21 protein-coding genes are annotated in these 24,909 nt (G+C 59.1%); 16 read left to right on the top strand and 5 right to left on the bottom strand.

The genetic code is table 11. From position 1 onward, the window contains the following. The first annotated feature begins 1 nt into the window (after position 1). The 9 genes from DUD43_RS17480 (at position 2) to tssG (ending at position 8,633) form a co-directional block, all read left to right on the top strand. On the top strand, positions 2-811 hold the full coding sequence (locus DUD43_RS17480) for a DUF4150 domain-containing protein (RefSeq protein ID WP_153231281.1): 810 nt from the start codon (positions 2-4) through the stop codon (positions 809-811). After that, positions 808-1,260, top strand: a complete 453-nt coding sequence (locus tag DUD43_RS17475; RefSeq protein WP_153231280.1) for a hypothetical protein — start codon at positions 808-810, stop codon at positions 1,258-1,260. The genes DUD43_RS17480 and DUD43_RS17475 overlap by 4 nt, the downstream gene beginning before the upstream one ends. A 183-nt stretch (positions 1,261-1,443) precedes the next feature. After that, the gene (tssA, locus tag DUD43_RS17470; RefSeq protein ID WP_153231279.1) at positions 1,444-2,514 is read left to right on the top strand and encodes a type VI secretion system protein TssA; all 1,071 of its coding nucleotides are present in this window, start codon (positions 1,444-1,446) and stop codon (positions 2,512-2,514) included. Between the two features lie 27 nt (positions 2,515-2,541). Next, complete coding sequence (gene tssB / locus DUD43_RS17465) at positions 2,542-3,099, top strand: type VI secretion system contractile sheath small subunit (RefSeq protein ID WP_153231278.1); 558 nt, start codon at positions 2,542-2,544, stop codon at positions 3,097-3,099. Between the two features lie 12 nt (positions 3,100-3,111). Further along, positions 3,112-4,605, top strand: a complete 1,494-nt coding sequence (tssC, locus tag DUD43_RS17460; RefSeq protein ID WP_153231277.1) for a type VI secretion system contractile sheath large subunit — start codon at positions 3,112-3,114, stop codon at positions 4,603-4,605. Positions 4,606-4,655: 50 nt separating this feature from the next. Next, positions 4,656-5,138, top strand: a complete 483-nt coding sequence (locus tag DUD43_RS17455; protein WP_035270090.1) for an Hcp family type VI secretion system effector — start codon at positions 4,656-4,658, stop codon at positions 5,136-5,138. 29 nt (positions 5,139-5,167) lie between these two features. Then, positions 5,168-5,710 (top strand): type VI secretion system baseplate subunit TssE, encoded by a 543-nt coding sequence (gene tssE, locus DUD43_RS17450; RefSeq protein WP_153231276.1) that lies wholly within the window; start codon positions 5,168-5,170, stop codon positions 5,708-5,710. Continuing rightward, on the top strand, positions 5,707-7,593 hold the full coding sequence (gene tssF / locus DUD43_RS17445) for a type VI secretion system baseplate subunit TssF (protein ID WP_153231275.1): 1,887 nt from the start codon (positions 5,707-5,709) through the stop codon (positions 7,591-7,593). Before tssE ends, tssF begins: the two co-directional genes overlap by 4 nt. Next, the gene (gene tssG, locus DUD43_RS17440) at positions 7,557-8,633 is read left to right on the top strand and encodes a type VI secretion system baseplate subunit TssG (protein WP_228125843.1); all 1,077 of its coding nucleotides are present in this window, start codon (positions 7,557-7,559) and stop codon (positions 8,631-8,633) included. Before tssF ends, tssG begins: the two co-directional genes overlap by 37 nt. A gap of 3 nt (positions 8,634-8,636) precedes the next feature. Here the strand turns inward: tssG and DUD43_RS17435 are convergent, their stop codons facing one another. Further along, positions 8,637-9,230, bottom strand: coding sequence for an FHA domain-containing protein (locus tag DUD43_RS17435; protein ID WP_153231274.1), 594 nt, complete (start codon positions 9,228-9,230; stop codon positions 8,637-8,639). After that, entirely contained in the window at positions 9,227-9,616 is a 390-nt protein-coding gene (locus DUD43_RS17430; protein ID WP_153231273.1) for a TssQ family T6SS-associated lipoprotein, read from the bottom strand. Before DUD43_RS17430 ends, DUD43_RS17435 begins: the two co-directional genes overlap by 4 nt. Before the next feature lie 186 nt (positions 9,617-9,802). On the opposite strand from DUD43_RS17430, the gene tssJ reads away from it, so the two are divergent. The 6 genes from tssJ to DUD43_RS17400 are packed head-to-tail and all read left to right on the top strand — an operon-like array spanning position 9,803 to position 19,049. Then, positions 9,803-10,306 carry a type VI secretion system lipoprotein TssJ gene (tssJ, locus tag DUD43_RS17425; protein ID WP_228125842.1) on the top strand — a complete coding sequence of 168 codons (504 nt, stop codon included), beginning with the start codon at positions 9,803-9,805 and terminating at the stop codon, positions 10,304-10,306. 24 nt (positions 10,307-10,330) lie between these two features. Next, a complete protein-coding gene (gene tssK / locus DUD43_RS17420; RefSeq protein WP_153231271.1) occupies positions 10,331-11,653 on the top strand; it encodes a type VI secretion system baseplate subunit TssK in 1,323 nt (440 codons plus the stop codon). A gap of 14 nt (positions 11,654-11,667) precedes the next feature. Continuing rightward, positions 11,668-12,924, top strand: coding sequence for a DotU family type VI secretion system protein (locus DUD43_RS17415; RefSeq protein WP_153231270.1), 1,257 nt, complete (start codon positions 11,668-11,670; stop codon positions 12,922-12,924). Then, a complete protein-coding gene (gene tssM / locus DUD43_RS17410; RefSeq protein WP_153231269.1) occupies positions 12,921-16,520 on the top strand; it encodes a type VI secretion system membrane subunit TssM in 3,600 nt (1,199 codons plus the stop codon). The genes DUD43_RS17415 and tssM overlap by 4 nt, the downstream gene beginning before the upstream one ends. A 1-nt stretch (position 16,521) precedes the next feature. Continuing rightward, the gene (gene tagF, locus DUD43_RS17405; RefSeq protein WP_153231268.1) at positions 16,522-17,265 is read left to right on the top strand and encodes a type VI secretion system-associated protein TagF; all 744 of its coding nucleotides are present in this window, start codon (positions 16,522-16,524) and stop codon (positions 17,263-17,265) included. An 8-nt stretch (positions 17,266-17,273) separates the two neighbouring features. Next, a complete protein-coding gene (locus tag DUD43_RS17400; protein WP_153231267.1) occupies positions 17,274-19,049 on the top strand; it encodes a PEGA domain-containing protein in 1,776 nt (591 codons plus the stop codon). A gap of 87 nt (positions 19,050-19,136) precedes the next feature. Here the strand turns inward: DUD43_RS17400 and DUD43_RS17395 are convergent, their stop codons facing one another. Together DUD43_RS17395 and DUD43_RS17390 are read right to left on the bottom strand one after the other, a co-directional pair. Next, positions 19,137-20,042, bottom strand: coding sequence for a DMT family transporter (locus tag DUD43_RS17395; protein ID WP_228125841.1), 906 nt, complete (start codon positions 20,040-20,042; stop codon positions 19,137-19,139). Between the two features lie 93 nt (positions 20,043-20,135). Then, entirely contained in the window at positions 20,136-21,527 is a 1,392-nt protein-coding gene (locus tag DUD43_RS17390) for a PLP-dependent aminotransferase family protein (protein WP_153231265.1), read from the bottom strand. A gap of 128 nt (positions 21,528-21,655) precedes the next feature. On the opposite strand from DUD43_RS17390, the gene DUD43_RS17385 reads away from it, so the two are divergent. After that, the gene (locus tag DUD43_RS17385) at positions 21,656-22,519 is read left to right on the top strand and encodes a DMT family transporter (protein WP_153231676.1); all 864 of its coding nucleotides are present in this window, start codon (positions 21,656-21,658) and stop codon (positions 22,517-22,519) included. A gap of 216 nt (positions 22,520-22,735) precedes the next feature. Here the strand turns inward: DUD43_RS17385 and DUD43_RS17380 are convergent, their stop codons facing one another. Then, positions 22,736-24,226, bottom strand: a complete 1,491-nt coding sequence (locus DUD43_RS17380; RefSeq protein WP_153231264.1) for a nucleobase:cation symporter-2 family protein — start codon at positions 24,224-24,226, stop codon at positions 22,736-22,738. Positions 24,227-24,909: the final 683 nt, after the last annotated feature.

Raw genomic sequence — 24,909 nt, 5'->3', positions numbered from 1 at the left:
GATGTTTGCCAACTGCCAACGGGGCGGCATGGATATTGCCTTTCCCGACATCTGCAAGACACCACCGGCTCTGTTGCCGATTCCTTACCCGAATTTCGCGACGGGACTGATGGGCATTCCCAATGCCTGGAACATCCTGTTGCAGGGCGGCCCTGCCCATAATTTGCTCACGACGATACCCTTGAGTAATGGTGACAATCCGGGCGTGGCCTTGGGCTTGATCTCGCAAACCGTAATGTCGCGCTCGCGCTCCATTTCCTGCGTGCCCAATGTACTGTGGAAGGGAATTCCGGCGACTCGCCTGACCAGTCTCAGCATGCAAAATACCGTCAACACGGTAGGCATGCGGGTGGTGCCCAGCCAGTTCAAAGTGCTGTTGCTGGGTGGCGGTGGTGCCGGGGGCGGAGCCGGTAAAGGCGGCAAGGGTGTGTCGGGTAGCGGGCCGGAGGCGGCGCGCAAGGCGGCAGCCCGCGAAGCCAAGCGGGCGCAGCTTAAACGCAATCGGCGTCGGGGTGCGCAGCGCGAGCGCGAGGTAGAGGCCGAGCTGAAGCAGGAAGGCCACGAGGTAATGGGCACGCAGGTGTCTGCAAAAACACCATTGACCCGCCGTGTGATCGATATACTGATCAAGGACAAGAACACGGGCAAAATCCGGGCGGTCGAAGTCAAGAGCGGGGGAGCGCGCCGCTCCGCAACCCAGAAGGCCAAGGACAAGGCGATGGAGAGCAAGGGCGCAGAGTTGATTGGCAAGAATGCGCCCAAGCAGCCACTTCCCAAGAACATACGCATACCTACGGAGGTACGACATTGAAAACGCACACTGATCCCGTTAAATATGACGCTGTGGACTGGCATGTGGGCGGGGACTACCCCTCTGACCTGGGCCCGCAAGGTGGCCGCACGCACATCGGCATGTATCTGGCCTGGCTGGTGGAAAAAGGTCTGCTGGCCAATGCTTTTATGGACCGCTACCCCAACGAGGTGCGCCAGTGCCGTGATCACATGATCAAAGGCTCGCAACTGTTGCAAGAGTGTTGCGATGATGTGCTGGTCAGCGAAGATATGTCCGAGCTGGGCAAGGCCTTCAGCGACTTTTATTACGACGAGCTGTATCTGGACGATTACGTGGATACGCTGGATGACGAGGTTTTGCCCTCCATTTACCACGTGCCTGATGACTGGAACAGCTATGAAACCTTGCGCCCGGTTCTGGAGCAACGCTACCAGCACTGGCGACAGGAGCAGGGGTTGGACAACTAGCCCCGCTGATCTGTTTCCTTCTTTTGAAAAGCGCTGCCTGCGGGCGGCGCTTTTGCTTTATTTGCTTCAAAAAGAGCGTAAATACATCTATTTTGCAAAATAAGTAAGGAAAAATTTTCGTCAAAAAGGTGTCACCTTCGCTTCCTAGACTGGGTCCGTGATCAGTTATCCGAGACGACAGCTATGGTCGAAGGCATACAGGAGCAGTGGCAGCCAGCCTGGATTTTGGCTCCCGAAACCGCCCATTACGGCGACAACCTGGAATACGAAGCGGACTTTCTGGCTTTGATGCAGGCTCTGCAAGTGCAGGGTGAGCAGCAGTTTGGCCAAACCATCATTCCGGCCCAGGTTCCGGACTGGACGCGCATCGTCCGTCTGGTGCAGGACTTGCTGGATCGCTCGGCGGATATTCGCTTGCTGGTGGTGCTGGCTCAGGCGCGTTTGCAGACAGGCGGGCTGCCCGCTTTGGTGGAGGTGTGCGACTGGCTGTTAAATGCCTTGCAACAAGGCTGGGAGCACGTCCACCCACGTCTGCATGAAGACGACGAACTGGACCCCTTGCCACGCGTCAATGCGCTGGCCGGGCTGTCGGCCATTGATGGTCTGGGTCGCCTGATGCGTGAAGCCCCCGTGGTCAGCCTGGGGCATCGCCAACTGAATTTACGTGAAGTCGGCTACGTGCTGGATGGCAGCCAGAAAGACACCGGTTTGCCCGGTCGGGATCGACTGGTCGAAGAGCTGCGCCGCGCCTTTGCCGCAGGCCAGAACCAGACCGTGGCCTTGAGTCGTTTGCGCCAGTTCCGCCAGGAACTGGAGGCCTTGGTGCACCGCTATCTGGATGCCGAATGGTCCGTGCGTCTGGATGGGGCCTGGGACACCGTGGAGGCCGCCTGCGCAGTGCTGGATGCGGCGACGTCACTATCTATCCCTTCTGCCCCCGAACCTGTGCAGGCCAGCCATTCCACCAGTCCTGTGTCGCCGCAGCCTGCCAATCAGGCCGCCCCGGTGATGGGCTTGGCAGGCTGGCAGAACCTGCATGTTTCATCCCGCGAAGAGGTGGTGCTGTTGCTGGACAAGCTGGTGGCGTATTTCGAGCAGCACGAGCCCAGCCATCCTGCCCCTTTGCTGTTGCGTCGCGCCCAGCAACTGGTGCCCATGGGTTTTCACGAGCTGATTCGTGACCTGGCACCCGGCGCCTGGGATCAGATCCAGGTTTTCATGCCTCGATCCGAAGTGGCAACAGCCGCTTCTTAATTCCATAAATCAACTGGAGAAGACCTGATGTCTGTGAAATCCAATTCTGGCAGCGGCCAGAAATTCCTTGGGCGCAATCGGGCTCCGCGTGTGCAAATTGAGTACGACGTTGAACTGTACGGCGCCGAGCATCGTGTGCAACTGCCATTCGTGATGGGTGTGCTGGCTGATCTGGCCGGACACAACACGGAGAGCCAGCCGGAGCTGGGCGAGCGCAAGTTTATGGAAATCGACGTGGACAACTTCGATGACCGCATGAAGTCCATCGCACCCAAGCTGAACATGCAGGTTCCCAACAGCCTGAAGGGCGATGGCGTGCTGGGTGTGGAAGTGTCTTTTGACTCCATGGACAGCTTTTCCCCGGCAGAACTGGCCCGTCAGATAGAACCCCTGGCCCGCTTGCTGGAAGCCCGGACTCAACTGGCGAATTTGCTGACTTATATGGACGGCAAAAGCGGGGCGGAAGAACTGCTGTCCCGCCTGCTTCAGCAACCCGAACTCTTGCGTGCCCTGGCTGGCCGCCCACCCCAGGCCCTGACGATGGACGAGTCCCAGCCCGATCAGGACAGCGAGTCCAAAGCATAAGGAGCCCACCCCATGACTTCCACCCAGACATTGACCGCAACTCGCGATACGGCCCAGCTGGACGAACTGTCCAGCCTGTTGCAGCAGGAATTTCGTCCTAAAACCGAGCAGGCCCAGCAGGCGGTTGAGTTCGCCGTCACCACGCTGGCCGAGCAGGCTTTGGACCAGTCCGTGACCTTGAGCGACGACGCCTATCAAACCATTCAGGCGGTGATTGCCCAGATCGATCAGAAGATGACCGAACAGATCAATCACATCCTGCATCACCCCGAATTTCAGCGCCTGGAAGGGGCATGGCGCGGCTTGCACCATCTGGTCAGCAATACCGAAACCGATGAGCTGCTGCGTATCCGCGTGATGCCTGCGACCAAGAAAGAGCTGGCACGCAACCTGAAGCGCTACAAAGGCGTGGCCTGGGATCAAAGCCCCTTGTTCAAGAAGGTGTACGAACAGGAATACGGCCAGTTTGGTGGTGAGCCCTTTGGTTGCCTGGTGGGGGATTACCACTTCGACCACAGCCCGCCCGATGTGGAAATGCTGGGTGAGCTGGCTCGCATCGGCGCTGCCGCGCATAGCCCTTTTATCGCCGGAGCTGCACCGTCCGTGATGCAGATGGAGTCCTGGCAGGAGCTGGCCAATCCACGTGATCTGACCAAGATTTTCTCCAATACCGAGTACGCCGCCTGGCAAAGCCTGCGCGAGTCGGATGATGCCCGTTATCTGGGTCTGGCCATGCCGCGTTTTCTGGCACGTTTGCCCTACGGCGCGCGCACCAATCCGGTGGATGAATTCGACTTCGAGGAAGACACCGACGGCGCCAGCCACGACCGCTACACCTGGGCCAACTCGGCCTATGCCATGGCGGTGAATATCAACCGATCCTTCAAGCATTTTGGCTGGTGCACGGCGATTCGCGGTGTGGAGTCGGGCGGTGCGGTCGAGAACCTGCCTTGCCATACCTTCCCCACGGACGATGGCGGTGTGGACATCAAATGCCCCACGGAAATCGCCATCAGTGACCGTCGCGAGGCCGAGCTGGCCAAGAACGGCTTCATGCCTTTGGTACACCGCAAGAACTCGGATTTTGCGGCCTTTATCGGCGCCCAGTCCTTGCAGAAGCCCCAGGAATATTACGACGCAGACGCCACCGCCAATGCCCGTCTGGCCGCACGCCTGCCGTATCTGTTTGCCTGCTGCCGTTTCGCGCATTACCTGAAATGCATTGTGCGCGACAAGATCGGTTCCTTCCGCGAGCGCGACGATATGGAGCGCTGGCTGAACGGCTGGATCATGAATTACGTGGACGGCGACCCGACCAACTCCTCGCAGGAAACCAAGGCGCGCAAGCCATTGGCCGCTGCCGAAGTCTCGGTGCAGGAAGTGCCGGACAACCCCGGTTATTACGCCGCCAAATTCTTCTTGCGCCCGCATTACCAGCTGGAAGGCCTGACGGTTTCCCTGCGCCTGGTGTCCCGCTTGCCGTCACTGAAAGGCGAGCAGAACTGATTCCCACCCTGGCCTTTTGATGGCCTTATTCGACCTCCAAGGAGAAAAGCGTGTCTGTTGATATGTTCATGAAAATTGAAGGCGCCAATGGCGAATCCAAAGATTCCAACCACAAGGATTGGACCGATATCCAGTCCTTCTCGTGGGGCGCTTCGCAACCCGGAAGCATGAGCTCGGGCGGCGGTGGCGGCCAGGGCAAGGCCAATTTCAACGATCTGCATGTGGTCGCCCGCATCGACAAGGCCGCCCCTGCCGTGATGAAGCATTGCGCCAGCGGCAAGCACCTGGGCAAGGTGGAACTGTCGGTGTGCAAGGCCGGTGGCGAGCAGGTGGAATACTCCAAAATCACCCTGGAAGAAGTGCTGGTGACTTCGGTTCAGCTCAATGCCGAGCGCGATGTGGAAAGCGTAATGGTCAATTACTCCTTCCAGGCCGCACGCGTCAAACAGCAGTACTGGGAACAGTCCGACCGCGGCAGCAAAGGTGCTGAAACGCTGGTGGCCTGGGACATCAAGCAAAACAAAGAAGCCTGATAGGGCTTGGGTTTTCAGGCAGGGCCGCTATGGACCGCTTTCGCTTACCGGGACGCCGCGGGGCCGCGCTGATGCGCGGTCAGGCGGATCGCTTGCAACCTTGTCTGCTGGACAGGCTGACCGACGAGCGGCCCGATCAAACCTGGGAACCTCCCCAACCCATGAGCCAGTACCAGATGCGCCAGGCGGTACTGCGCGATCTGGGCCATTTGCTCAATACGCCCAATCAGGGGGCCACTCCCTTGATGCAGGCCTTGGTCCATGTGCGTCGCTCCTGCCTGAACTATGGCATGAGCCCGCTGGCGGGCAAGACCATGAGCGAAGTGGAGTGGCTGGATGTGGAAGAAGCGTTGCGTACCGCAATCCTGCATTTCGAGCCGCGCATCCTGCCCGATACCTTGCAGGTGCATTGTCTGGATCACAGCGCTCAGCGCGATTTGCATAACGTCTTGAGCCTGCGCATTCAGGGCCATGTCTGGTGCGAGCCGTATCCGCAGGAATTCTTGCTGCGCACCAGTATTGATCTGGAAAGCGGGCAACTGGACCTTGAAGAGAGTTACGCGTCGGGATGAATCCGGAGCTGCTGCATTACTACAACCGCGAACTGGCTTACCTGCGCGAGCTGGGTGCCGAGTTTGCGCAAGCCTACCCCAAAGTGGCGGCCCGTCTGGGCGTGCACGATACGGCGGTGGCTGACCCGTATGTCGAGCGTTTGCTGGAAGGCTTCAGCTTTCTGACGGCTCGCATTCAGATGAAGATGGACGCGGAATTTCCCCGTCTCAGCCAGCAATTGCTGGATGTGATTCAACCTTCCTGGTTGATGCCCACACCCAGCATGGGACTGGTGCAGTTTCGCCCCAGCATGAGCGAAGGCGCCCTGGCCAAGGGCTTTACCATGCCGCGCCACACCGCCTTGCGCTCCCGTATTCCTGCTGGTGAACAAACCGCCTGCGAGTTTTCTACCTGCCATGCGGTGGACTTGTGGCCCATGAGCCTGTCGCAGGTGCGTTTAGGTGATGTGGCGGCTGATTTACCCCTGGCAGCATTGGGTAGCCGACAGGCCGCACAAGCTCGTTCAGCCTTGAAACTGGACTTCACGGTGCAGGGCGGTTTAACGCTGGAAGAATTGGCGTTGGATGAGCTGAGCCTGCATCTGGACGGCCCGGAATCTGACAGCAGCTTGTTGCTGGATGCCTTGCTGCGGCAAGCGTTGGGGGTGTTCATCCAAATGGAGGATGAAGCCCCACAGTTTCTGGCAACGTCCGATTGTCTGACTCATGATGGCCTGGAAGATGATCAGGCCATCTTGCCCATGGTGTCCCACGAGTTCTCCGGCCATCGCTTGCTGCGGGAATATTTCGCCTTGCCTAGCCGCTTTGCCTTTGTACGGCTGCGGGGTCTGCAAGCGGCTATCGCCAGAGGACGTGCGCAGGAGCAAAAAAGCCGCCGCTGGAGCCTGCATATTGTGCTTAAACAGGCTTGGCCGGATCTGGCAGCACGCGTTGGCCCTGGTCATGTGCGTTTGTATTGCACGCCTGTCGTGAATCTGTTTCGTCGACGCAGTGAGCGCATGGCCTTGCGTCCACAGGCAACAGACCATCATGTGGTCATGGACAGAACGCGTCCCATGGATTTTGAAGTCTGCTTGATGGAGCAGGTGCAAGGGCATGGCCGACAGGGCACGGACGATGTGCTGTTTCGCCCCTTGTATGCCAGCACGGCTCAGGATGCAGGGCGCTATGGCAGTTACTACACCTTGCGCCGTGAACCGCGTGTCGTGTCCGATACCCAGAAGCGCTGGGGTGGCCGCAGCAGTTATGGCGGTAGCGAAGTGTATTTATCGCTGGTGAATCAGCATGAGCAGTCCGAGTTTTTCGGCATGAATCAGATCAGTGTCACGGCCTGGTGCAGCAACCGGGATTTGCCCTTGCTGCTGCCGCGCTCGCCCGAGTCCGACTTCAGTCTGCAAGTCTCGGCACCTGTGGCCGGTGTCAGTTTATTGGGTGGTTTGACTCGTCCGCGAGCGGCATCAACAGGCGGCCGTCAGGCCTGGGATCTGATTTCGCAGATGAGTCTGGCCCAGTTGGGTGTGGCCCAGTCGGACCCCACGGAGGCCGCTGGTCGCTGGCGGGCCTTGTTGGCCCCGCATGTGGATGGCGCTGATGCCGGTGCCTTGCGCCAATTGGCGTCCATTGTGGCGGTGCAGGCGCGGCCTGTGCAGCGGGCCATGCCGGGGCCAGGCCCCTTGGTGATGGCGCGTGGCGTGCATTTTGAGGTCACGCTGGACCAAAGCGGTTTCCCTGGTGGCCGGCCTTTTGTGCTGGCTGCCGTGCTCAGTCGTTACCTGGCCCGTCATGTCAGCCTGAACAGTTTTGTCTCTACCCAGTTTCGTTCCGAGACAGGGGTGGAGCTGGGCGCGTGGGGGCCGCAAGCAGGTACGCGGGCGGTGCTGTGAACCGGGCCGAGCAGGAGCAGTTAAAGCCACAGGCTTCCCTGGAAGAGCTGGGCCGTATCATTCAGCAATGGCCTTTTGGTCATGATCTGTTTCGAGTCTTGCGGGCCGTCGATGCCTTGCAGGCCGCCCAAGGCCAGCCCCGTTTGGGAACCGCGCCTACGCCTCGTCAGGAAGAAGTGCGGGTAGGCCAGCCGCCTAGTTTGGCTTTTGCCGCCTCCAGCGTGCAAACCGCTCGTTGGGAGGATGAACAACTGCATCTGGATGTGCAGGGCTTTGGCTTGTGGGGGCCTAATGGCCCTTTGCCGTTGCACATGACAGAGTACTTTTTCCAACGTAGCCGCAACTTTGGTGACCGTGCTGGTGTGGCCTTTCTGGACCAGTTTCATCACCGCTTGTTTTTGCTGTTTTTCAGAGCCTGGGCACAAGCGCAGGCAGTCTGTGATCTGGAGCATGATCAGGACGGTTTTACGCGCTGGCTGGCCAGTCTGGCTGGCGTAGGAAGACAGAGCGAATCGGCTCCCATGAGCGACCATGCCGTGCATTTCCAGGCACCGGCGCTGGCGTCTCAATCCCGCAGTGCACCGGCCTTGCAAGCGCTTCTGGCCAGCTATTTCCAATTGCCTGTGAGCATTCAGCAGAACGTGCCAGTGTGGGTGCCGCTGGATGATCAAACCCAGGTCTGTCTGGGCCGCAGCTGTTCGGGGCTTGGGAAAAGCACCGTGCTGGGTGCACGTATTCTGGACGTGCAGCAAACCATACGGATACGAATTGGCCCTTTGAGTCGGCAGGACTATGGGCGCTTCTTGCCGGGTCGCCCGGCCTGGCGGCAATTGCGCTATTGCCTGGCCCTGTATCTGGGGCTGGAGTGGTCGGTTCAGTTGCAACTGGTGCTGCAAGCCAACGAGCAGCCTGATCTGGGCTTGGGGACAGGCTTGGGTTTGGGTCAGGAAACCTGGCTGGGCCAGCCCGGCACGCAGGACAGAGCGGATCTGTGCCTGTTTCTGGACAGCCGCCCAGATTGGCAAGATCCGCCGAGCTAAGGCTCAGGCCTGCCGCACTCCCTGTAAAAGATCGAACTCGTCTTCCTTGTCCGACAAGGTGCTGACCCACTCCGGTGCGCGCCCCAGTTCGGGCAGCCAGCTGGCTGCCCGAATAGTGCTGTCGGTGCTGGGCGAGTTGGCCGGTTCAGCGGCTGTGTCGAAGGGATGCTTGTCCGAAGGAGCAGGCATGGGACCACCCACCGGGACCATGCCGGGAACATGCAGGTCCGCGAAAGGATCGGCCGCAGGCGCAGCGGCCAAAGGCACTTCATCCTGCTTGACAGGACTGACTCCCGATTCAACCCGGTAGTGCATTTCCCCCAAGGTCAGGCGATCCCCGTTCTGTAAAGTCTTGACCTGCCCCTGTGTCAGCTCGATGCCATTTACGGCGACCTGGCCGTCTGCACTAGCACGTTGAATTGTCAGCACATCTTGCTGACGACGCAGGTAAGACAGCACGGGCGGCGTCTGATTGTTATCGGGCAAAACCAGATCAGCCTGAGTCCAGGAACCGCAGACCAGACCGGGTTCAGGAACAGGGCGCGGGGCTCCGCCGGACTCTGCTTGCAAGCGCCAATCTAAAGCTGCTGTGTTCATGGCTGTGCTCCTGCCACTTTTTCATAAACCGGCCCCCAGGTGGGGTGACCGCGCTCGGCCTGGGCCAGGGTAAAGCCAGGGTCTACGGCCAGTGCCTGCTTGAAACGCTCCTCACACAAGAAGGTGTATTCGCGCACGCAAAAGCTGAAGGCTTGCAGCTTCAAGGCTTCGCTGTATTGATTGGGTGCGGCTGCAGGCAGGGTGTTGGAGCGGCCCACTTGCCGGATCACGGCACTGTAGTCGCCTTCATTGAAGGCAGAGCGTATTTGCTCCAGTTCGGCCTCGGCAGCCGGGCTGAAAACAGCCACTGGTTTGTGCTGGGTTTGGGCGCAGGCTGTCAGTAAAAAAGCCAGGGCCGGAACGATCAGGCGGGCAGGTAAATACATGGCAGAAAAAAGAAAAGTTGTACTTGCCATCAAGACTAGGAAAGGAAAAAGACAGCCACATGACATGACGCGGAGGCTTTTGTAAGAGTTGTTGCGCAAGGGTAAGCACCGAAACACCCCGTGTCCTTAACAAAGTTGTCGCATTCATGCTTTTAGATGGGGCGCATTGCCATTCAAGGAGACATCGTGACCGTTTGCCGATTGCTTCGTTTGTGTTCGCTGCTGATGCTGGGTTTGCTGGCCTCGTGCGCGTCCACCTCCAGTCGCATGGCCGTGCCCTACGAGATTGTTCTGACGGCGGATGAACAGCTCAACCCGGATGCCACGGGTCGGCCTTCCCCGGTACAGGTTTTTGTGTTCGAGCTGCGCTCGGGCAGCACCTTTGAATCCAGGGACTTCTTTGCCTTGCAGTCCGACCCGCAACAAGCCTTGCAGGCGGATCTGCTCAATGTGGAGCAGATCGTGCTGCGCCCCGGCCAGACCCATACCTTCAAACGGCCGGGCGATCTGCAAGCCACTGCGGTTGGCGTGGTCGTGGGTTATCGCGAGCTGGATGCCAGCGTGTGGCGTGTCCTGTTGCCGCTGCCAGAGTCGCGCACCACCAATATCTACAAGTTCTGGCAGTCGGCCCCGGATGCCGTCCAGGTCAGCCTGCAATTACGCAAGAACGCCATTCATGTTGTTGATTGACAGGGCGTAGAACGGATTATTTCAATGGATAAAGTCATTTGGACCGAAGGGCTGTTTTTACGACCCCAGCATTTTCAGCAGATGGAGCGCTATCTGGAGCACTATGCCCACGCCGGACGTCGGGCTGCGCAGCCATTTTGCTGGGGCTTTGAAACCTTGAGTCTGGACGAGCAGGCCCTGAGCATGGGCAGTGTCGTGCTGCGCGAAGCGCGCGGCCTGCTGCCGGATGGCACGCCCTTTGATTGCCGGCCGGGTGCGATGCAGATTGTGGCCTGGACAGCCCCCGAAGTGGTGCGTCCCGAACGCCTGATGCTGGTGCTGCCCCGCCGCCAGGCCGGGCGTGCAGAGATTCAGTTTGATGGGCACAGCTCGCGTCGTTCGCGCTATGTGGTCAGCGAGCAGGATTTGTATGACAGCAGTGGTTTGTCGCCTGAGCCGTGCCTGTCGCAACTGGGGCGTTTGCAGCCGGTTCTGCTGCCCGAGTCCGAGGTGTATGAAGACAGCATTGCCATGCCCGTGGCCCGTATTCTGGAGCGCAGGCCCGACCGCTCGCTGGTGCTGGACCCGGATTTCATTCCCCCCATCTTGTCCATTCAGGCCCATGCACGCCTTAGTGCTTTAAGCGCGGATGTGCAGGCTTTATTGCAGGCCCGTGCCCAAGCCTTGGCAGAACGCCTGGGGCCGGGAGGACGCGGGCAGGGCGATGTGGCCGACTTCATGATGCTGGAGCTGGTCAATCGTTACCGGGCTGCCTTGTGGGCCATGGAGCAGCGCGTACACGTGCATCCTTGCGAGCTGTATCAGACCTGGATGGAACTGCATGGCGCCTTGGCCACCTACACCCAGGACGGGCGTCAGCCGCTGATCTGGCCTTCCTATCAGCATGACGATCTGGCCCAGTCCTTTTTGCCGCTGGTGCTGGAGTTGCGCCGTGCTCTGTCTGTCGTCCTGGAACAGCAAGCCGTGTCGATTGCTCTGGAGGACAAAGGGCAGGGCGTACGGCTGGCCCAGATTGCGGACCGTGCACTCATGCGTCAAGCGGGTTTTGTGCTGGCCGTACAGGCCGATTTGCCCGCCCAAACGGTGCGGCAGCACTTTGCGGCACAGGTGAAATTGGGGCCGGTAGAACGCATCCGTGATCTGGTTCATCTGCAATTGCCGGGCATCGGTTTGCAGCCCTTGTCCGTCGCGCCACGTGCCTTGCCGTATCACGCCGGTTTTACCTACTTCGAGCTGGAAAAAGGCGGCGAACTGTGGCGTCAGCTGGAGCAGAACGGCGCATTGGCCCTGCATTTGGCCGGAGACTTTCCCGGCCTGCAACTTGAGTTTTGGGCAATACGCCGCTGACCCGGAGCATGGCTATGAACGAGACAGTTTCCTGGAGTAACGGCCCGGTCCCGGACGAGCGCCGATCGCGGGCAGATGCGCCGCGCTTTGTTGCGCAAGGGGCCAATCCCTTGCTGGAGGCCGCCAATCCTTTGCTGGTGATGGTGTCCGATATACGCCGCAGCGCCCGGCATGCGGACCCGGCGGGTTTGCGTGCCAAGCTGGTGGCTGAAATCCGTCAATTTGAATTGCGTGCACAGGCCGTGCCCGTGGCCAATGAAACCATTTTGGCGGCGCGCTACTGCTTGTGTACGACCCTGGATGAGGCGGCTGCGCTCACCCCTTGGGGGCAGGCCGGAGTTTGGTCATCGCACACCTTGCTGGTCACCTTTCACAACGAGACCTGGGGCGGGGAGAAGTTCTTTCAGCTTCTGGATAAATTGATGCAAAGCCCGGCAGCGCATTTGCAGTTGCTGGAGCTGATGTACTTTTGTCTGGCTCTGGGTTTTCAAGGTCGCTATCGCGTGCATGAGCAGGGTGCCAGCCAGCTGGAAACCGTGCGCCAACGTCTGTACATGAGCTTGCGCCAGTATGGGCAGGCTGTACCTGCCGCTCTGTCCCCGCACTGGCGCGACAACCCGGCGCAGAAAGTCGGCAAGCCTTTGCCTGTACCTATCTGGGTGGCTGTGTGCGTGGCCTTGCTGCTGTGCTTGTTGATGTATCTGGGTGCCAGTCTGTTGCTGAACCGACAGTCCGATCAGGCTTTTGAGGACATCGTGGCCTTGCGCCTGCCGGCCTTGCAGACACAGGGCCAGCCGCCGACTAGCAGCGTGGTGCCGCCTGCACCTTTGGCCTTGGCAGAGCTGTTGGCCCCCGAGGTGGCCGAGGGCCTGCTGACCGTGCGAGATCAGGCGGATCGCAGCGTCATTATCTTGCGAGGCGACGGTCTGTTCGACTCAGGAGCCGACCAGATCCGTGCGCCGCAGCTCCCTGTCATTGCTCGTATTGCGGATGCCGTTGAAGCTGCACCGGGCTTGGTACTGGTGGATGGCTATACCGATAACGTTCCCATACGCAGTGTGCGCTTTCCTTCCAATTTCCATCTCTCGCAGGCACGTGCCGATTCGGTCAAGGCCGTCTTGCAGGAGCGCTTGAGCCAGCCTGAACGTGTCCGTGCCCAAGGTCGGGCCGATGCCGCACCTGTGGCTGACAACGACACCGCTCAAGGTCGGGCACAGAACCGTCGGGTGGAGATCACGATCGTGCCCTTGAGCAAGGAGGTCGGGCAATGACACGTCTTTTGAGTCTGGTCTTCAGCCGCAGCGTCTGGACCTTTGTCGGTGTGCTGATTCTGCTGGTGCTGATCTGGTTGCTTGGGCCCTTGTTGGCAATTGGCCAAACCCGGCCACTGGAAACCGAGCTGTCGCGCTGGATTGCGATGGCGGTTGTGGTGGTGTTCTGGTTGTTGCGCCTGTTGTGGCGCAGTTGGCGGGAAGGCCGTTTGAATGCGCAATTGCTGGGGCAATTAAGCCGCCCGGCACAGAAGACGGCAGCACCGGGCAATACGGCTACGCCTCATCCTTTGCAGAGCCAGTTTGATGAGGCCATCGAACTGCTCAAGCGGATTCGCTTTGGTTCGCATATGGGTGGACGCTTGCGCTCCTTGCTGTCGCGTCAGTACGTGTATCAGTTGCCCTGGTATGTCTTTATCGGTGCACCCGGAGCGGGCAAAACCACGGCGCTGGTCAATTCCGGTTTGCAGTTTCCCTTGTCGGAGCGCTACGGAAAAACGTCGTTGCGAGGCGTGGGTGGCACGCGCAATTGTGATTGGTGGTTTACCGATGAAGCTGTCTTGCTGGATACGGCAGGCCGTTACACCACGCATGAAAGCGATCCGGTAGGGGATGAGCAGGAATGGCGTGGTTTTCTGGGCCTGCTCAAGCGCTATCGCCGCAGGCAGCCGATTAATGGCACTTTGTTGACCATCAGCGTGCCGGATTTATTGTCCAGCACGGCCGCGCAACGTCACGATCATGCGCAGGTCTTGCGCCAGCGTTTGGCCGAATTGCGTGAACGCCTGGGGATTCAGTTTCCTATCTATGTGCTGGTCACCAAAATGGATTTGCTCCAGGGCTTTCAGGAGTATTTCGACCATTGTGATCGTCAGGAACTGGAGCAAGTCTGGGGCTTCACCCTGCCTTATGAAAGCTCGCGTGAAGCGGGGTTTTCCTTGTCGCACACCTATGGGCGCGAGTACGAAGCCTTGCATCAACGTCTGGAGCGTGGCCTGGCGGCCGTGATGGCCGAGCAGCCCAATGAAAGCGTGCGTGCCGAGGCCTATCTGCTGCCACAACAGTTTGCTCGCCTGGGGCCGGTGCTGGAGGAGTTTCTGGAGCAGGTGTTTAGTCAGTCCCGCTTCGAGGCACCGTTGTTGCTGCGTGGCGTGTACTTCACCAGTGGTCGGCAAGGAGGTGTGCGCCTGGATCAGGTGCGGGACTCCATGCGCGAGTATCTGGAAGTGGATGTACAGGCGGATCAAGCGCAGCCGGTGGCCGGTCAGGGTCGCAGCTATTTTCTGACGCAGCTGCTGAAAGAGCTGATTTTTCAGGAAGCTGGTGTGGCAGGCCGGGACGAGCGCTGGGAGCGCCGTGTACGTTTGCGCCATTTTCTGGTCTACGGTCTGGTGGCGGTGGGCGTGCTGTTACTGGGGCTGGCCTGGGGTCGCAGTTTCCTGTTGAACCGCAGCTATGTGGAGCAGATTGAGGGACGTGTCCCCCAGGCTCAGCAACAGGCGGATCAGACACAGGTGCTGGATACCACTCCGGCAGTCGGCTTGCTGCCTTTGCTGGATATGTTGTCGCTGTTGCCGCAAAGCGATCAGTTTCGCTTGAATGCGCCCGGCCTGGAGCGGCGCATGGGCCTGTATCAGGGCGACAAGATGAAGGCTGCCGCCGATACCGTCTATCAACGCGCCTTAGAAAAACTGCTGGCCCCCTTGCTGGCGCGTCGTATCGAAACCGTGTTGCGCAGCGAGCAGGCGCAGGACCTGGAGTACGGCTACGAGGCACTGCGTGCCTACCTGATGCTGTACGACACGCGACGCTATGACGCTGCCCATTTGCAGACCTGGTTGCTGGGCAGTTTGAAACAGGATTTGCCGGCAGGCTTTACTCAGTCGCAATACGACAGGCTGGAGAGCCATGTTCGTGCCGTGACACAGGCGGGCTTGTTGCTCAATCCCTTCCCGCGCAATGAAGCCCTGATTGAACAAAGCCGGGAACGTCTGGCGCGTATCAGCCTGGAGCAGCGCACTTACAGCCGCATGCGTCGCATTCTGGCAGCCACGCCTGGTTTGATGCCCATGTCGGTCTCAGGCATGGCCGGGCCGTATGCGGCCTCTGTGTTCAAGCGTGAAAGTGGCAAGCCGCTAACCGAAGGGGTAGACGGCCTGTACACCTACGAGGGTTACTGGACCGTGGTTGAGCCACGCATCGACAGCGAGTTGCAGCAGATGCGCGAGGACGATCGCTGGATTCTGGGGCTGGATACGGGGGCCGGGCAGTCCGAAGCGGCGCGTCGTGCGGCCAGCCAGGAACTGCGTCGCCTGTATCTGCTGGATTACGTGCGGGTTTGGGATGACTATCTGGCTGACTTGCGCCTGTTGCAAGGCGGCAGCTTGCTGGAGAACATTCAACTGGCCCGGACCTTGTCCATGGCTGATTCGCCCTTGAAGCAGTTGGTCCAGCAGGTGGCCTTGCAAACCCGTTTGTTGCGAGAAGATGCGCAGCAGGGGGCTTCCTTGGGGGCGCAAGCCAAAGTGCGGCTGGACGATACCCGGCAGGCGCTGGAGCAGATGTTTGGCCCGGTCGGCTTGGAAGGCAGCCGTCGTAATGAGCCTCAGGCCAAGCAGGTAGAGGCGATTGTGGATCAGCATTTTGAGCCTTATCACCGCCTGGCCTCCAGCAGCGGCGGGGCACCTGCGCCTATTGATGGCACTTTGGAATTGCTGGATGAGTTCTATGCTTTTTTGACCTCCTCGGATGCGGCTTTGCGTAGCGCGGGCACTCCTCCACAGTCCAATGTGCTGACGAAGCTGCAAGCAGAGGCAGGCCGACTGCCCGGCCCTTTGCGTGATGCGCTGGATCAGTTCTCAGTGGGGGCTTCTGCCGAGATTGCATCGCGGACTCAAGCCAGTTTGGGGCAGTTGCTGAATGCCACCATTGGCCAGTTTTGCCGTAGTGCGATTGCAGGGCGTTATCCCTTCGCCGCTCAATCCAGTCAGGATGTTGCGCCTAACGATTTTGCCCGCATGTTTGCGCCGGGTGGCTTGATGGATGCCTTCTTTCAAGAGCATCTGATGCATCAGGTGGATATGTCAGGTGGACGTTGGCGCTTCAAGCCGGGCATAGATGGGCAGGCGGCTGCCAACTTCCGTTATCTGGATGCGTTTCAGCGTGCGGCTGTGATTCGGGATGTGTTCTTCCCGGCAGGCAGTAATCAACCGCGTATCGATATGGCGTTCACGCCTGTTCAGCTGGATGCCGAGCTGTCACAAGTGCTGCTGGATGTGGATGGCCAGGTGCTGCGTTATGCCCATGGCCCGCAGGTTGCCATGGGGGTGCAGTGGCCGGGGCCGCGCGGGGGCCGTCAGGTCAGTCTGGAGGCACAGCCACAGTCCGAAGGCTCGGGGATGAGGGCGACCGGTGCCTGGGCGCTGCTGCGCTTGCTGGACAAGGCACAGCCTGTATCGGGCGCGTCTGCCGGGGCCCAGCGCTTGTCCTTTGCCTTGGGAGGTCGCCAGTTTGTGGTGGATGTGGTGGCCAATAGCTCCAAAAATCCGTGGCGTTTGGCGGAGATGAGAGGGTTTAGCTGCCCAGGGAGCCACTGAGATGCGCCAGGATGATTTCGATTCCAGCCCGGTGGTGATGTGGTACGGCAAGATTCCGGCCATGGGGGACTTTGTGCGCAGACGCATGCCCGAGCCGATCTTGCTGCCTTGGGAGCGCTGGTTCAGCAGCGGTGTCAGCCAGATTCGTTCGCCCAACAAACCTGCTGGCCCCAATATGCCCGGCACGCCCGTCCATGTCTGGGGATTTCTGATGTCCTTGCCGCAAGGGGGTGTCCAAGCAGGGGCGGTCATGCCCAGTCAGGACCGGGTTGGGCGCGAGTATCTGGTGTGTGCTTTGGTGCCACTGGATGCCGATCAGTCTCAGCGTGTCCGCCTGCCTGTGCTGGCCAGTATGGTTGAGCAATTGGGCCTGACCTTGCAGCAAGGTGTGCGCTTTTGCTGGGCGGCAACGCAGCTGGACCACACCTTGTGCAGTGCCATGCCCTATGCCGGTTTGCTGGCCGACAGCGTTGCCGTCAAGTCCGAGCAGCGCGATGCGGGGCAGGACATTCTGGATGTCTTGTACGGCTCTCAAGCCCCGTCTGTGCCACAAGACCCGTGGGCTGTTTTGCAGCCTTGTCTGGAGCCCGGTTCCCACCGCAGTTACTGGTGGTGCCTGGGCATGAACAATCCAAGCTGGCGCAGCGTGACGCACAGTGGCGAGTTAAGTCTGGCCCTGTTTCGACGCTTGTTCGTGTCAGCCACAGCGGCAGATGCAGAAAGCCGCGCTTATCAACCATGGTGAGACCCCTCATGAAACGTACAAACTCTGCCAAGGATGCCCAGGGTCGCCCTTTGGGGCAGATTCTGGACTCCTTGCTGCTGGACCAACGGCTGGTGATTCTGGATCAATTGGCCTTGCAACTGGCCGAGCTGCATGAGCACCAGGAATGGTATGGCGCGCTGGGGCTGGATACGGTGGTCTTGAGTGACGAAGGTCTGGTTCAGCTACTGCCGCTGGAGCAGAACATGCACAAGCGCAGTCTGGCGCAGGCACGTGCTCAGGGCATGGCATTTGATGAATCTTGCGCGGCTCCCGAGCAATATGTGGACGATCCGGTGCGGCCTGCCGGCCCCTGGACGGATGTCTACGGCTATGCAGCCTTGCGCTGGCAACTGACGACGGGTCTTCCTTTGATGGCGGCTCCTTGGCGGCAACTGAAAGATCCTGTGGTGATGGATGAGGACGCGGATGGTCCTACGCAGGCCATGTTGCAGGGGCTGGCCCTGGACTGGGTGCAGCGGCCTCAATCCATGGCTTCGTATCGAAGGCTGGAACGATTGGGACAAGTGCCAGAGCCTGTGCCTGAACATGCTCCCCCTGCGCAAGCGGTGCTGCCGATTACGCCTGAACGCCGGTCTTCCTTGCCGCTGTGGTTGGCGGGCTTGGCAGTGGTCGTTCTGGCAGGGCTGGGGGCGGCGTATTGGAGTGGGGATAGTGATACGACCGGGCCCGCTGTTGCATCGTCTGATGCCAATCGTCCAGCGGTGGTCGGGGCCAAGTCTGAAGAGTCCACATCAAGGCCGGGAACAACTACGTCGGAGCCGCCAGGAGGGTTGGTGGCTGGTGGAGAATCCAAACCGAATGATGTGGCTGCTTTGGGTGCTGGGGCTGGGTCTGTGGGAGTGGCTGGAACCGTGGGGGCAGCGGAAGGGTCAGGGGTGTCGTCAGGGCAGGATGCGCATCAGCAATTGTCCGGGCAGCAGCAGGCACAGCAGCCAATACAGCAAGAGATTCAGCAACAGATTTCACAGTCAGGACAACCGCTATCGGGGAGTATGTCTACACCTCAATCCGGGCAGTCTTTGGCGGCAGGAGCAGGTCAGCTTGGGTCGCAGCCGACAGGTGCGCAAAATGGCACGGGGGCAGGGCAGCAACTAGCTCAGGCTTCGGGTTCGCAAGCAGCAACACCGGAGTTGAAACTGCTGTCCGAGTTGGGGGCTTTGCAGCCTGCTATGCCAGTGCAAACACAAAACACACTGGATGAGACAGCTCGTTTGGCTTTGGCTGATCATGCTGCCGGAACAGCCAGAACAGCCAGAACAGCCGGAACAGCCGGAACAGCCGGAGCAGCCGGAACAGCCGGAGCCGTCGGCGTGACAGGAGCTACTGGAGGGGGGGCTGCAACAACAGGCGCCTCCGGAGTTAATGAAACTACCGTGGCTGCGGGAAGTGCCGGAGCAATGGGAATTACCGGGACTGCTACGGCCACTGCATCAGGAGTGGCCGCAAGCACACAAACCGAATCCTCTGAGCCTGTCGCTCAAGTCGATCATGTGGAGCAATTGGAACCCGTCGCCGCCAAGCCTGCGCCACCGGCGAAGGGCACGATCGTCCTGGATGTACGCCCTTGGGGTGAGGTTTATGTGAATGGTCGCAAGCAAGGTGTCAGCCCGCCTTTGAAATCCTTGTCGCTGGCTCCAGGCTCGCACCGCATCGTCATCAAAAATGCGGGTTTGCCGGAGTTCAGCACAACAATTCGGGTGCGTTCAGGAAAGACGGCTAGCGTCAGCCACGAGTTCAAATAGGCTGCGAGAACCGAGAACCGAGAACCGAGAACCGAGAACCGAGAACCGAGAACGAAGACGCAGGACCCAGGGGGCGGCGTAGCTGACTTACGCCGCCTTGCGCTTGCCGATCAAACCAGTGGCCAGCAAGGTCCCAAACAGAACGGTACTCATGCCGATCAGCATCTGTGCGGTCAGCGCTTCGTCCAGCAGCAAGGCGCCCCACAGTACTCCAAAGGGCGGCACCAGAAAGGTCACCGTAATGGTTTTGGAGGGGCCGACATTGGACAGCAGGCGATAAAAAATCAGGTAGGCGACTGCGGTACACAGCAGGGATAAGGACAGTGCAGCGCCCCAGGCATGCAGGCCTGGCAACTGTGCGGGCCACCAGTAAATTGCCGCTGGCAACAATACCAATGTTGCGCTGACCATGCTGCCTGCCGCTACGGCTTGTGGCTGCACACCACGCAGATAGCGGGCGGTAAAGTTGGCGGCAATACCGTAAAACACCGTGGCCAGTAAAGACGCCAGAACGGCCCAGCCCTCGGCCCCTTTATTGAAGCTGAGCTTGTCGTACACCAGAATCAGAATGCCCAGGAAGCCCAAACACAGGCCCAGAATGCGGCTGGGTGTCAGGCGCTCTTTTAGCCAGACTCGGGCCACCAGTGCACCGAACAAGGGAGCCATGGCATTCAAAACGGCCAGCAAGCCCGACTCCAGTCGCAAGGCCGCGAAGGCGTACAGGGAGAAGGGCACAGCGGCATTCAGAACACCCAGGGCAAAAATGGGTTTCCAGTTCGTCAGAAAGACGGGCAAACGTCCGGTGATGGTGATGTAGCTCATCAAGGCCAGGGCGCTGACACCGACGCGTACGGCAGTCAGGGGAAAGGGGCCAAAGTCGGGGACCGCTTGCAGCGTAAATAAAAACGAGCCGCCCCAGATGGCGGCCAGCAGGAATAAATCGCGTAAGTCTTTGGGGGACATGGGAATGGGATCGGTGGCGGCGGTCCGCATGGGCCGCATAACAGAGCAGATTGTAATCCTCTGGCCGCGACCAGGACACCGACGCGGGGTGTTCTTGCGGACGGTCTGAAATTCCTTGATGCTTTAAACAGACAGCTCTTTGTTCAGAGCCCGTTTCAGGACGCTAAAGACGCGTTTGTCACCGCATTGTGCGACGTTAAAACGCAGAAACTGGGCTGCATCGGGAGCCTGGCTAAAAACCGGGCCAGGGGCCAGCACCACACCATGGGGCAGGCAGGCGCGTGTCAGACTCAAGGCATCATGTCCCGCTGGCAGACGGGCCCATAGAAACATGCCCTCGCGGGGGCGCAGCCACGGTGTCAGGCCAAGTTGTTCCAGCTGTGCCACTGCGTGATCCATGGCTTTGGAGAGCCGGTATCGAACCCGCTCCAGATGTTTGCGATAGCCGCTGTCGCTAAGGGCACTATTCAGAATATGCGAGGCCAGACGGTTGCTGCTGAAGCTGGTGGCGGTACGCAAGTCAACCAGACTTTCTATCCACGGAGTCTGGGCGGCGATGTAGCCGCAGCGCAAGGCGGCCGATAGTGTTTTGGAAAAACTGCCTATCTGTACTACACGGGACAGGCCATCCAGCGCGGCCAGCCGGGTGGCGGGTCGGGTTTCCAGATCCCCAAAAATATCGTCCTCAATAATGTAGAGGTCGGCACGTTGCGCCATGGCCAGCACGCTATGCGCAGTCATGGCGGAAAGACGCGCGCCGGTCGGGTTGTGTATGCCGGAATTGGTGATGTACAGGCGGGGCTTGTGCTCTTGCAGGGCTGCCTCGAAGGCGGCCAGATCAGGGCCTTGATGGGTGTAGGGCACGCTGGCGATCTTGGCTCGGTGTGCGCGTAGCAAGGCATGGAAATTGAAGTAGCAGGGGTCGTCCACCAGGACGGTATCGCCCGGCTCCAGAAAGAAGCGACAGAGCAGGTCAATGGCCTGAGTGCCCGAGTCGGTCAGCATGATGTGATGCGGGGCAGCGTCTATCTCGGACTGTACGAGGCGGCGGGCCAGCATTTGGCGCAAGGGTTCCAGACCCAGGGGCGAGCCATAGTCCGTCAAGTCCGCGCTGGGGCTACGGGCGGCCTTGCGCAGACCCCGGCGCACCCCGTGGTCATACATCCAGTCTGAGGGCAGCCAGCCGCAGCCGGGCATCAAGACATCGGAATCCGCTTCCAGAGACTGGCGCGAGATCCATAAGGGGTCTATATCCTTCTCCAGGGCAGGTTCCAGAGCGGCCAAACTGAGCGGAGCCAAAGGAGCCGTCACATAAAAGCCGGAGCCCGCACGAGCCTCGATCAGCCCCTCGGCGGCCAGCCTGCCATAGGCTTCGACAATCGTGGACACCGACACTCCTGCTGACTTTGCTTGAGCGCGTACGGACGGCAGGCGAGTGCCGGGCGGATAGGTCCGTGCCGCGATGCGTTCACGCACGGATTGCATGATGTGGTCGATACGGGTCAAAGCAGACATGGGGCGGTCTCGGGCACGGTGTACGGGTCTAGTGAGCAGTACAGTTTTTTAAAACTGTACTGGACTGTGCCTGTGTATGCTGGCATAGCTGTGTTGTACTGACAAGCATCTTTGTTGGAGAGTAAATGATGGATAGCAAGGCAGTCAGCTGGCTAAACGGTTTTATAGGCGTGGCAATCTTTGCCGGATCTCTACCGGCTACACGTGTCGCTGTGCTGGGTATGGATCCTTTTTTTCTGACGGGTGCGCGAGCGGTGGTCGCCGCCTTGCTGGCGGCTGCCTGGTTGCTGATTGGGCGCGTGGCACGACCACAACGATCGGACCTCTTACCCCTGGCCGTGGTTGGTTTTGGTGTTGTGCTGGGATTCCCCTTGCTGACGGCGCTGGCCCTGCAGTACATCACTTCGGCGCATTCTATTGTGTACGTTGCCCTGTTGCCCTTGTGCACAGCGCTTTTTGGGGTGGCCTTGGCCGGTGAGCGGCATAAACCCGTGTTCTGGGTGTGCTCTGTTTTAGGCTGCTTGCTGGTGATGGCTTACGCCGCGCGAGAAGGTCTGGATGCGGCCTGGCAAGGGGATCTGTATATGTTGGCCGCCGTGGTGGTGTGTGGCCTGGGTTATGCCGAAGGTGGACGCTTGTCACGTCGCCTGGGTGGCTGGCAAGTGATTTGCTGGGCCTTGGTGCTTTCCTTGCCTTTCATGTTCGTCATGATGCTCTGGTTCTGGCCCCAGAGCTTCAGTAATGTGAATACTGCCGCCTGGTTAGGTTTCGGCTATGTGTCAGTGTTCAGCATGTTTCTGGGCTTTGTGTTCTGGTACCGGGGGCTGGCACATGGCGGGATCGCTGCGGTGGGGCAATTACAGTTGCTGCAACCTTTTATGGGCTTGGGGCTGGCTGCCGCTTTATTGGGCGAGTCCGTCAATGCCAGCATGATCTGGGTGACTTTAGGTGCTGCCTTGTGCGTGGCCGGTGCACGTCGCTTTGCTTCGTGACCTCAGAAAAGGGGAGCAGCCATGCGCTGCGCCTTGGGTTTGATGTCCAGCAAGGAGGCGATATTTCTCTTTGGACTGCCCAGCGAAAAGTAACTTGTACGCCGTTTTCAGTTGGTGGTTCCTGAAGGGGGCGTTTTCGCTTGGTATATCGGACGATAAAAAACCGGCCTGTCATGGATTCGACAGGCCGGTTTCAATACAAGCTTGGCAAGCGTTTTAGGCTTCAGCGTGCTTGGCTGCTTCTACCGCTGCGTGAGTATCTTCTTTAGCACCATTAAAGAACAAGTTCAGCAGAACGGCAGCAATCGAGGTCAGCAAGATGCCGGATTCGATCAGCGGGTGAATGGCGTGAGGCATCCACTGCATGTAGTTGGGCGCAACCAGAGGAATCATGCCCACTCCAATGGAGATGGCCACAATCATGGAGTTGTTGCGGTTGGTCTTGTAATCCACGCCGGACAGAATGCGGATACCAGTAGCCGTCACCATACCGAACATCACAATCCCGGCGCCGCCCAGAACCACGGTGGGTAGAGACTCAACCAGGGCAGCCATTTTGGGCAGCAGGCCCAGAATGATCAGAATCACACCACCGGCCACGCAAACAAATCGGCTACGCACGCCAGTTACGGCAACCAGACCCACGTTTTGCGAGAAGCTGGAGTAGGGGAAGGTGTTGAAGATACCGCCCAGCAAGGTGCCCAGACCGTCGGTACGCAGGCCGCGTGCCAGATCTTTCTGATCCACTTTCTTGCCTGTCATGTCGCTCAACGCCAGGAACATGCCGGTCGATTCGATCAGCACCACAATCATGACCAGCGTCATGGTCGCAATGTGCAGGAGGTTGAATCGAGGCATCCCGAAGTGGAATGGCAAGACCAGATCCACCCAGGCAGCGTTGGCCACTTTTTCGTAGGTCATGATGCCCATGGCCGAAGCCACAACCGCACCAATGACAATACCCAGCAATACGGCCACGTTAGCCAGAAAGCCTTTGGCAAATTTGGCGATCAGCAGGATCGAGGTCAGCACGATGGCGGCAATGCCCAGGCCAGTCAGGTTGGCGTAGCGCGGGTTGGGTACCGTTGCCTTCAAGGCCAGCCCTTCAGGCAGCGGCGGCAAGGCAGAGCCCGGCATGGCGGCGGCCGATTGTGCGTGCTGTATCCAGGCCAGGTGATCGGGATTGATGACGCTGGGAGCGGTTGGGCCCACGGGGTTACCGAAAATCCAGTTGATCCCCACGCGCATCAGCGTAATGCCGATCATGGCAATAATCGTGCCGGTCACCACAGGCGGGAAAAAGCGCAGCATGCGGCTGACCGCAGGGGCGATGATCATGGTGATTATCCCCGCCCCGATCACGGTGCCAAAGAGCAGCTGGGCTCCTTCCTGGCCGGGGTTGGCCTGTGCCATGGAAACCATGGGGCCGACAGCGGCAAAGGTCACGCCCATCATGACGGGGAGCTTGATGCCAAAATACTGCGTAAAGCCCATCGATTGAATGATGGACACGATGCCGCAGACAAACAGGTCAGCGGCGATCAGGATCGATACTTCTTCAGACGTCAGGTTTAATGCCCGGCCCACAATTAGTGGAACCGCGACAGCACCGGCGTACATTACCAGAACGTGCTGCAAGCCCAGCGCAGCCAGCCTGCCGTTCGGTAATCGTTCGTCGACGGGTGCGGTGGTCGCGTTCGTACCCATGAAATGTCTCCAGAGTGGATTAATTATTAGATGAAGCCATTTCAATGTAACGGCGTGCGACAGCCTAGCCATAAGACATTTCGTATAGAGCCTAGGTGGACCTAGCTATAAATGAGGGATAACCCCCAAAAAAAACGCCCTGATTCGGGCGTTTTTCATGCGGCTAAGGGAAAACACTGCTTTGGTGGCACATGGTCAGGTCAGGGGGGGGGGACCGTTGTATACCGGCACCAGTAACGGGTTTGCACTCGTCGCGCGTATGTCGTGTTTGTATCAAAAATGAGTTTTTTAATACGACCAGGTGGTTTTATTGTGTCTGTGACAAAGTCAGCAAATGTCAGTTATGACTAGCTTGTAAGCTGCCTGATAGTACTGAAGAAGCTAGTCAGGCGGCTTTAGCGCAGCATCGGATTGTTACAGTGCGCCCCTGCTTCATTTCAATTCTTTATAGATTAGAACAACTGCGCAATGGTAACATTCGCAGCTGCTAATCTTTTTGCAGTGCAGCAGGCTACCGCCAAGTAGGCAAAGTTTTCTTGGCGAGTAAAGGTCTTTGCTTAATATTGAATTGAAATTTTTATTTCGATAAGGGTGGCGACGAAATAAAAACACCTTTGATATTTTGCCTAGTGTCTTGATTAGACTGCCTTGGTAAATGCGCCCAAGGCCTGGTTATTTTTCAA

The sequence above is a fragment of the Alcaligenes faecalis genome (assembly GCF_009497775.1).
GTDB lineage: Bacteria > Pseudomonadota > Gammaproteobacteria > Burkholderiales > Burkholderiaceae_B > Alcaligenes > Alcaligenes faecalis_D.
Note: the sequence above shows the minus strand (reverse complement) of the source record. Positions and strands in the feature narration are given on the sequence as shown.

What these genes read in the sequence shown, in the direction of transcription:
- DUD43_RS17480 (WP_153231281.1), top strand. Translation starts at nt 2, where the DNA reads ATGTTTGCCAACTGCCAACGGGGCGGCATGGATATTGCCTTTCCCGAC.
- tssA (WP_153231279.1), top strand. Translation starts at nt 1,444, where the DNA reads ATGGTCGAAGGCATACAGGAGCAGTGGCAGCCAGCCTGGATTTTGGCT.
- tssB (WP_153231278.1), top strand. Translation starts at nt 2,542, where the DNA reads ATGTCTGTGAAATCCAATTCTGGCAGCGGCCAGAAATTCCTTGGGCGC.
- tssC (WP_153231277.1), top strand. Translation starts at nt 3,112, where the DNA reads ATGACTTCCACCCAGACATTGACCGCAACTCGCGATACGGCCCAGCTG.
- tssE (WP_153231276.1), top strand. Translation starts at nt 5,168, where the DNA reads ATGGACCGCTTTCGCTTACCGGGACGCCGCGGGGCCGCGCTGATGCGC.
- tssF (WP_153231275.1), top strand. Translation starts at nt 5,707, where the DNA reads ATGAATCCGGAGCTGCTGCATTACTACAACCGCGAACTGGCTTACCTG.
- DUD43_RS17435 (WP_153231274.1), bottom strand. Translation starts at nt 9,230, where the DNA reads ATGAACACAGCAGCTTTAGATTGGCGCTTGCAAGCAGAGTCCGGCGGA.
- DUD43_RS17430 (WP_153231273.1), bottom strand. Translation starts at nt 9,616, where the DNA reads ATGTATTTACCTGCCCGCCTGATCGTTCCGGCCCTGGCTTTTTTACTG.
- tssK (WP_153231271.1), top strand. Translation starts at nt 10,331, where the DNA reads ATGGATAAAGTCATTTGGACCGAAGGGCTGTTTTTACGACCCCAGCAT.
- DUD43_RS17415 (WP_153231270.1), top strand. Translation starts at nt 11,668, where the DNA reads ATGAACGAGACAGTTTCCTGGAGTAACGGCCCGGTCCCGGACGAGCGC.
- tssM (WP_153231269.1), top strand. Translation starts at nt 12,921, where the DNA reads ATGACACGTCTTTTGAGTCTGGTCTTCAGCCGCAGCGTCTGGACCTTT.
- tagF (WP_153231268.1), top strand. Translation starts at nt 16,522, where the DNA reads ATGCGCCAGGATGATTTCGATTCCAGCCCGGTGGTGATGTGGTACGGC.
- DUD43_RS17400 (WP_153231267.1), top strand. Translation starts at nt 17,274, where the DNA reads ATGAAACGTACAAACTCTGCCAAGGATGCCCAGGGTCGCCCTTTGGGG.
- DUD43_RS17395 (WP_228125841.1), bottom strand. Translation starts at nt 20,042, where the DNA reads ATGCGGACCGCCGCCACCGATCCCATTCCCATGTCCCCCAAAGACTTA.
- DUD43_RS17390 (WP_153231265.1), bottom strand. Translation starts at nt 21,527, where the DNA reads ATGTCTGCTTTGACCCGTATCGACCACATCATGCAATCCGTGCGTGAA.
- DUD43_RS17385 (WP_153231676.1), top strand. Translation starts at nt 21,656, where the DNA reads ATGGATAGCAAGGCAGTCAGCTGGCTAAACGGTTTTATAGGCGTGGCA.
- DUD43_RS17380 (WP_153231264.1), bottom strand. Translation starts at nt 24,226, where the DNA reads ATGGGTACGAACGCGACCACCGCACCCGTCGACGAACGATTACCGAAC.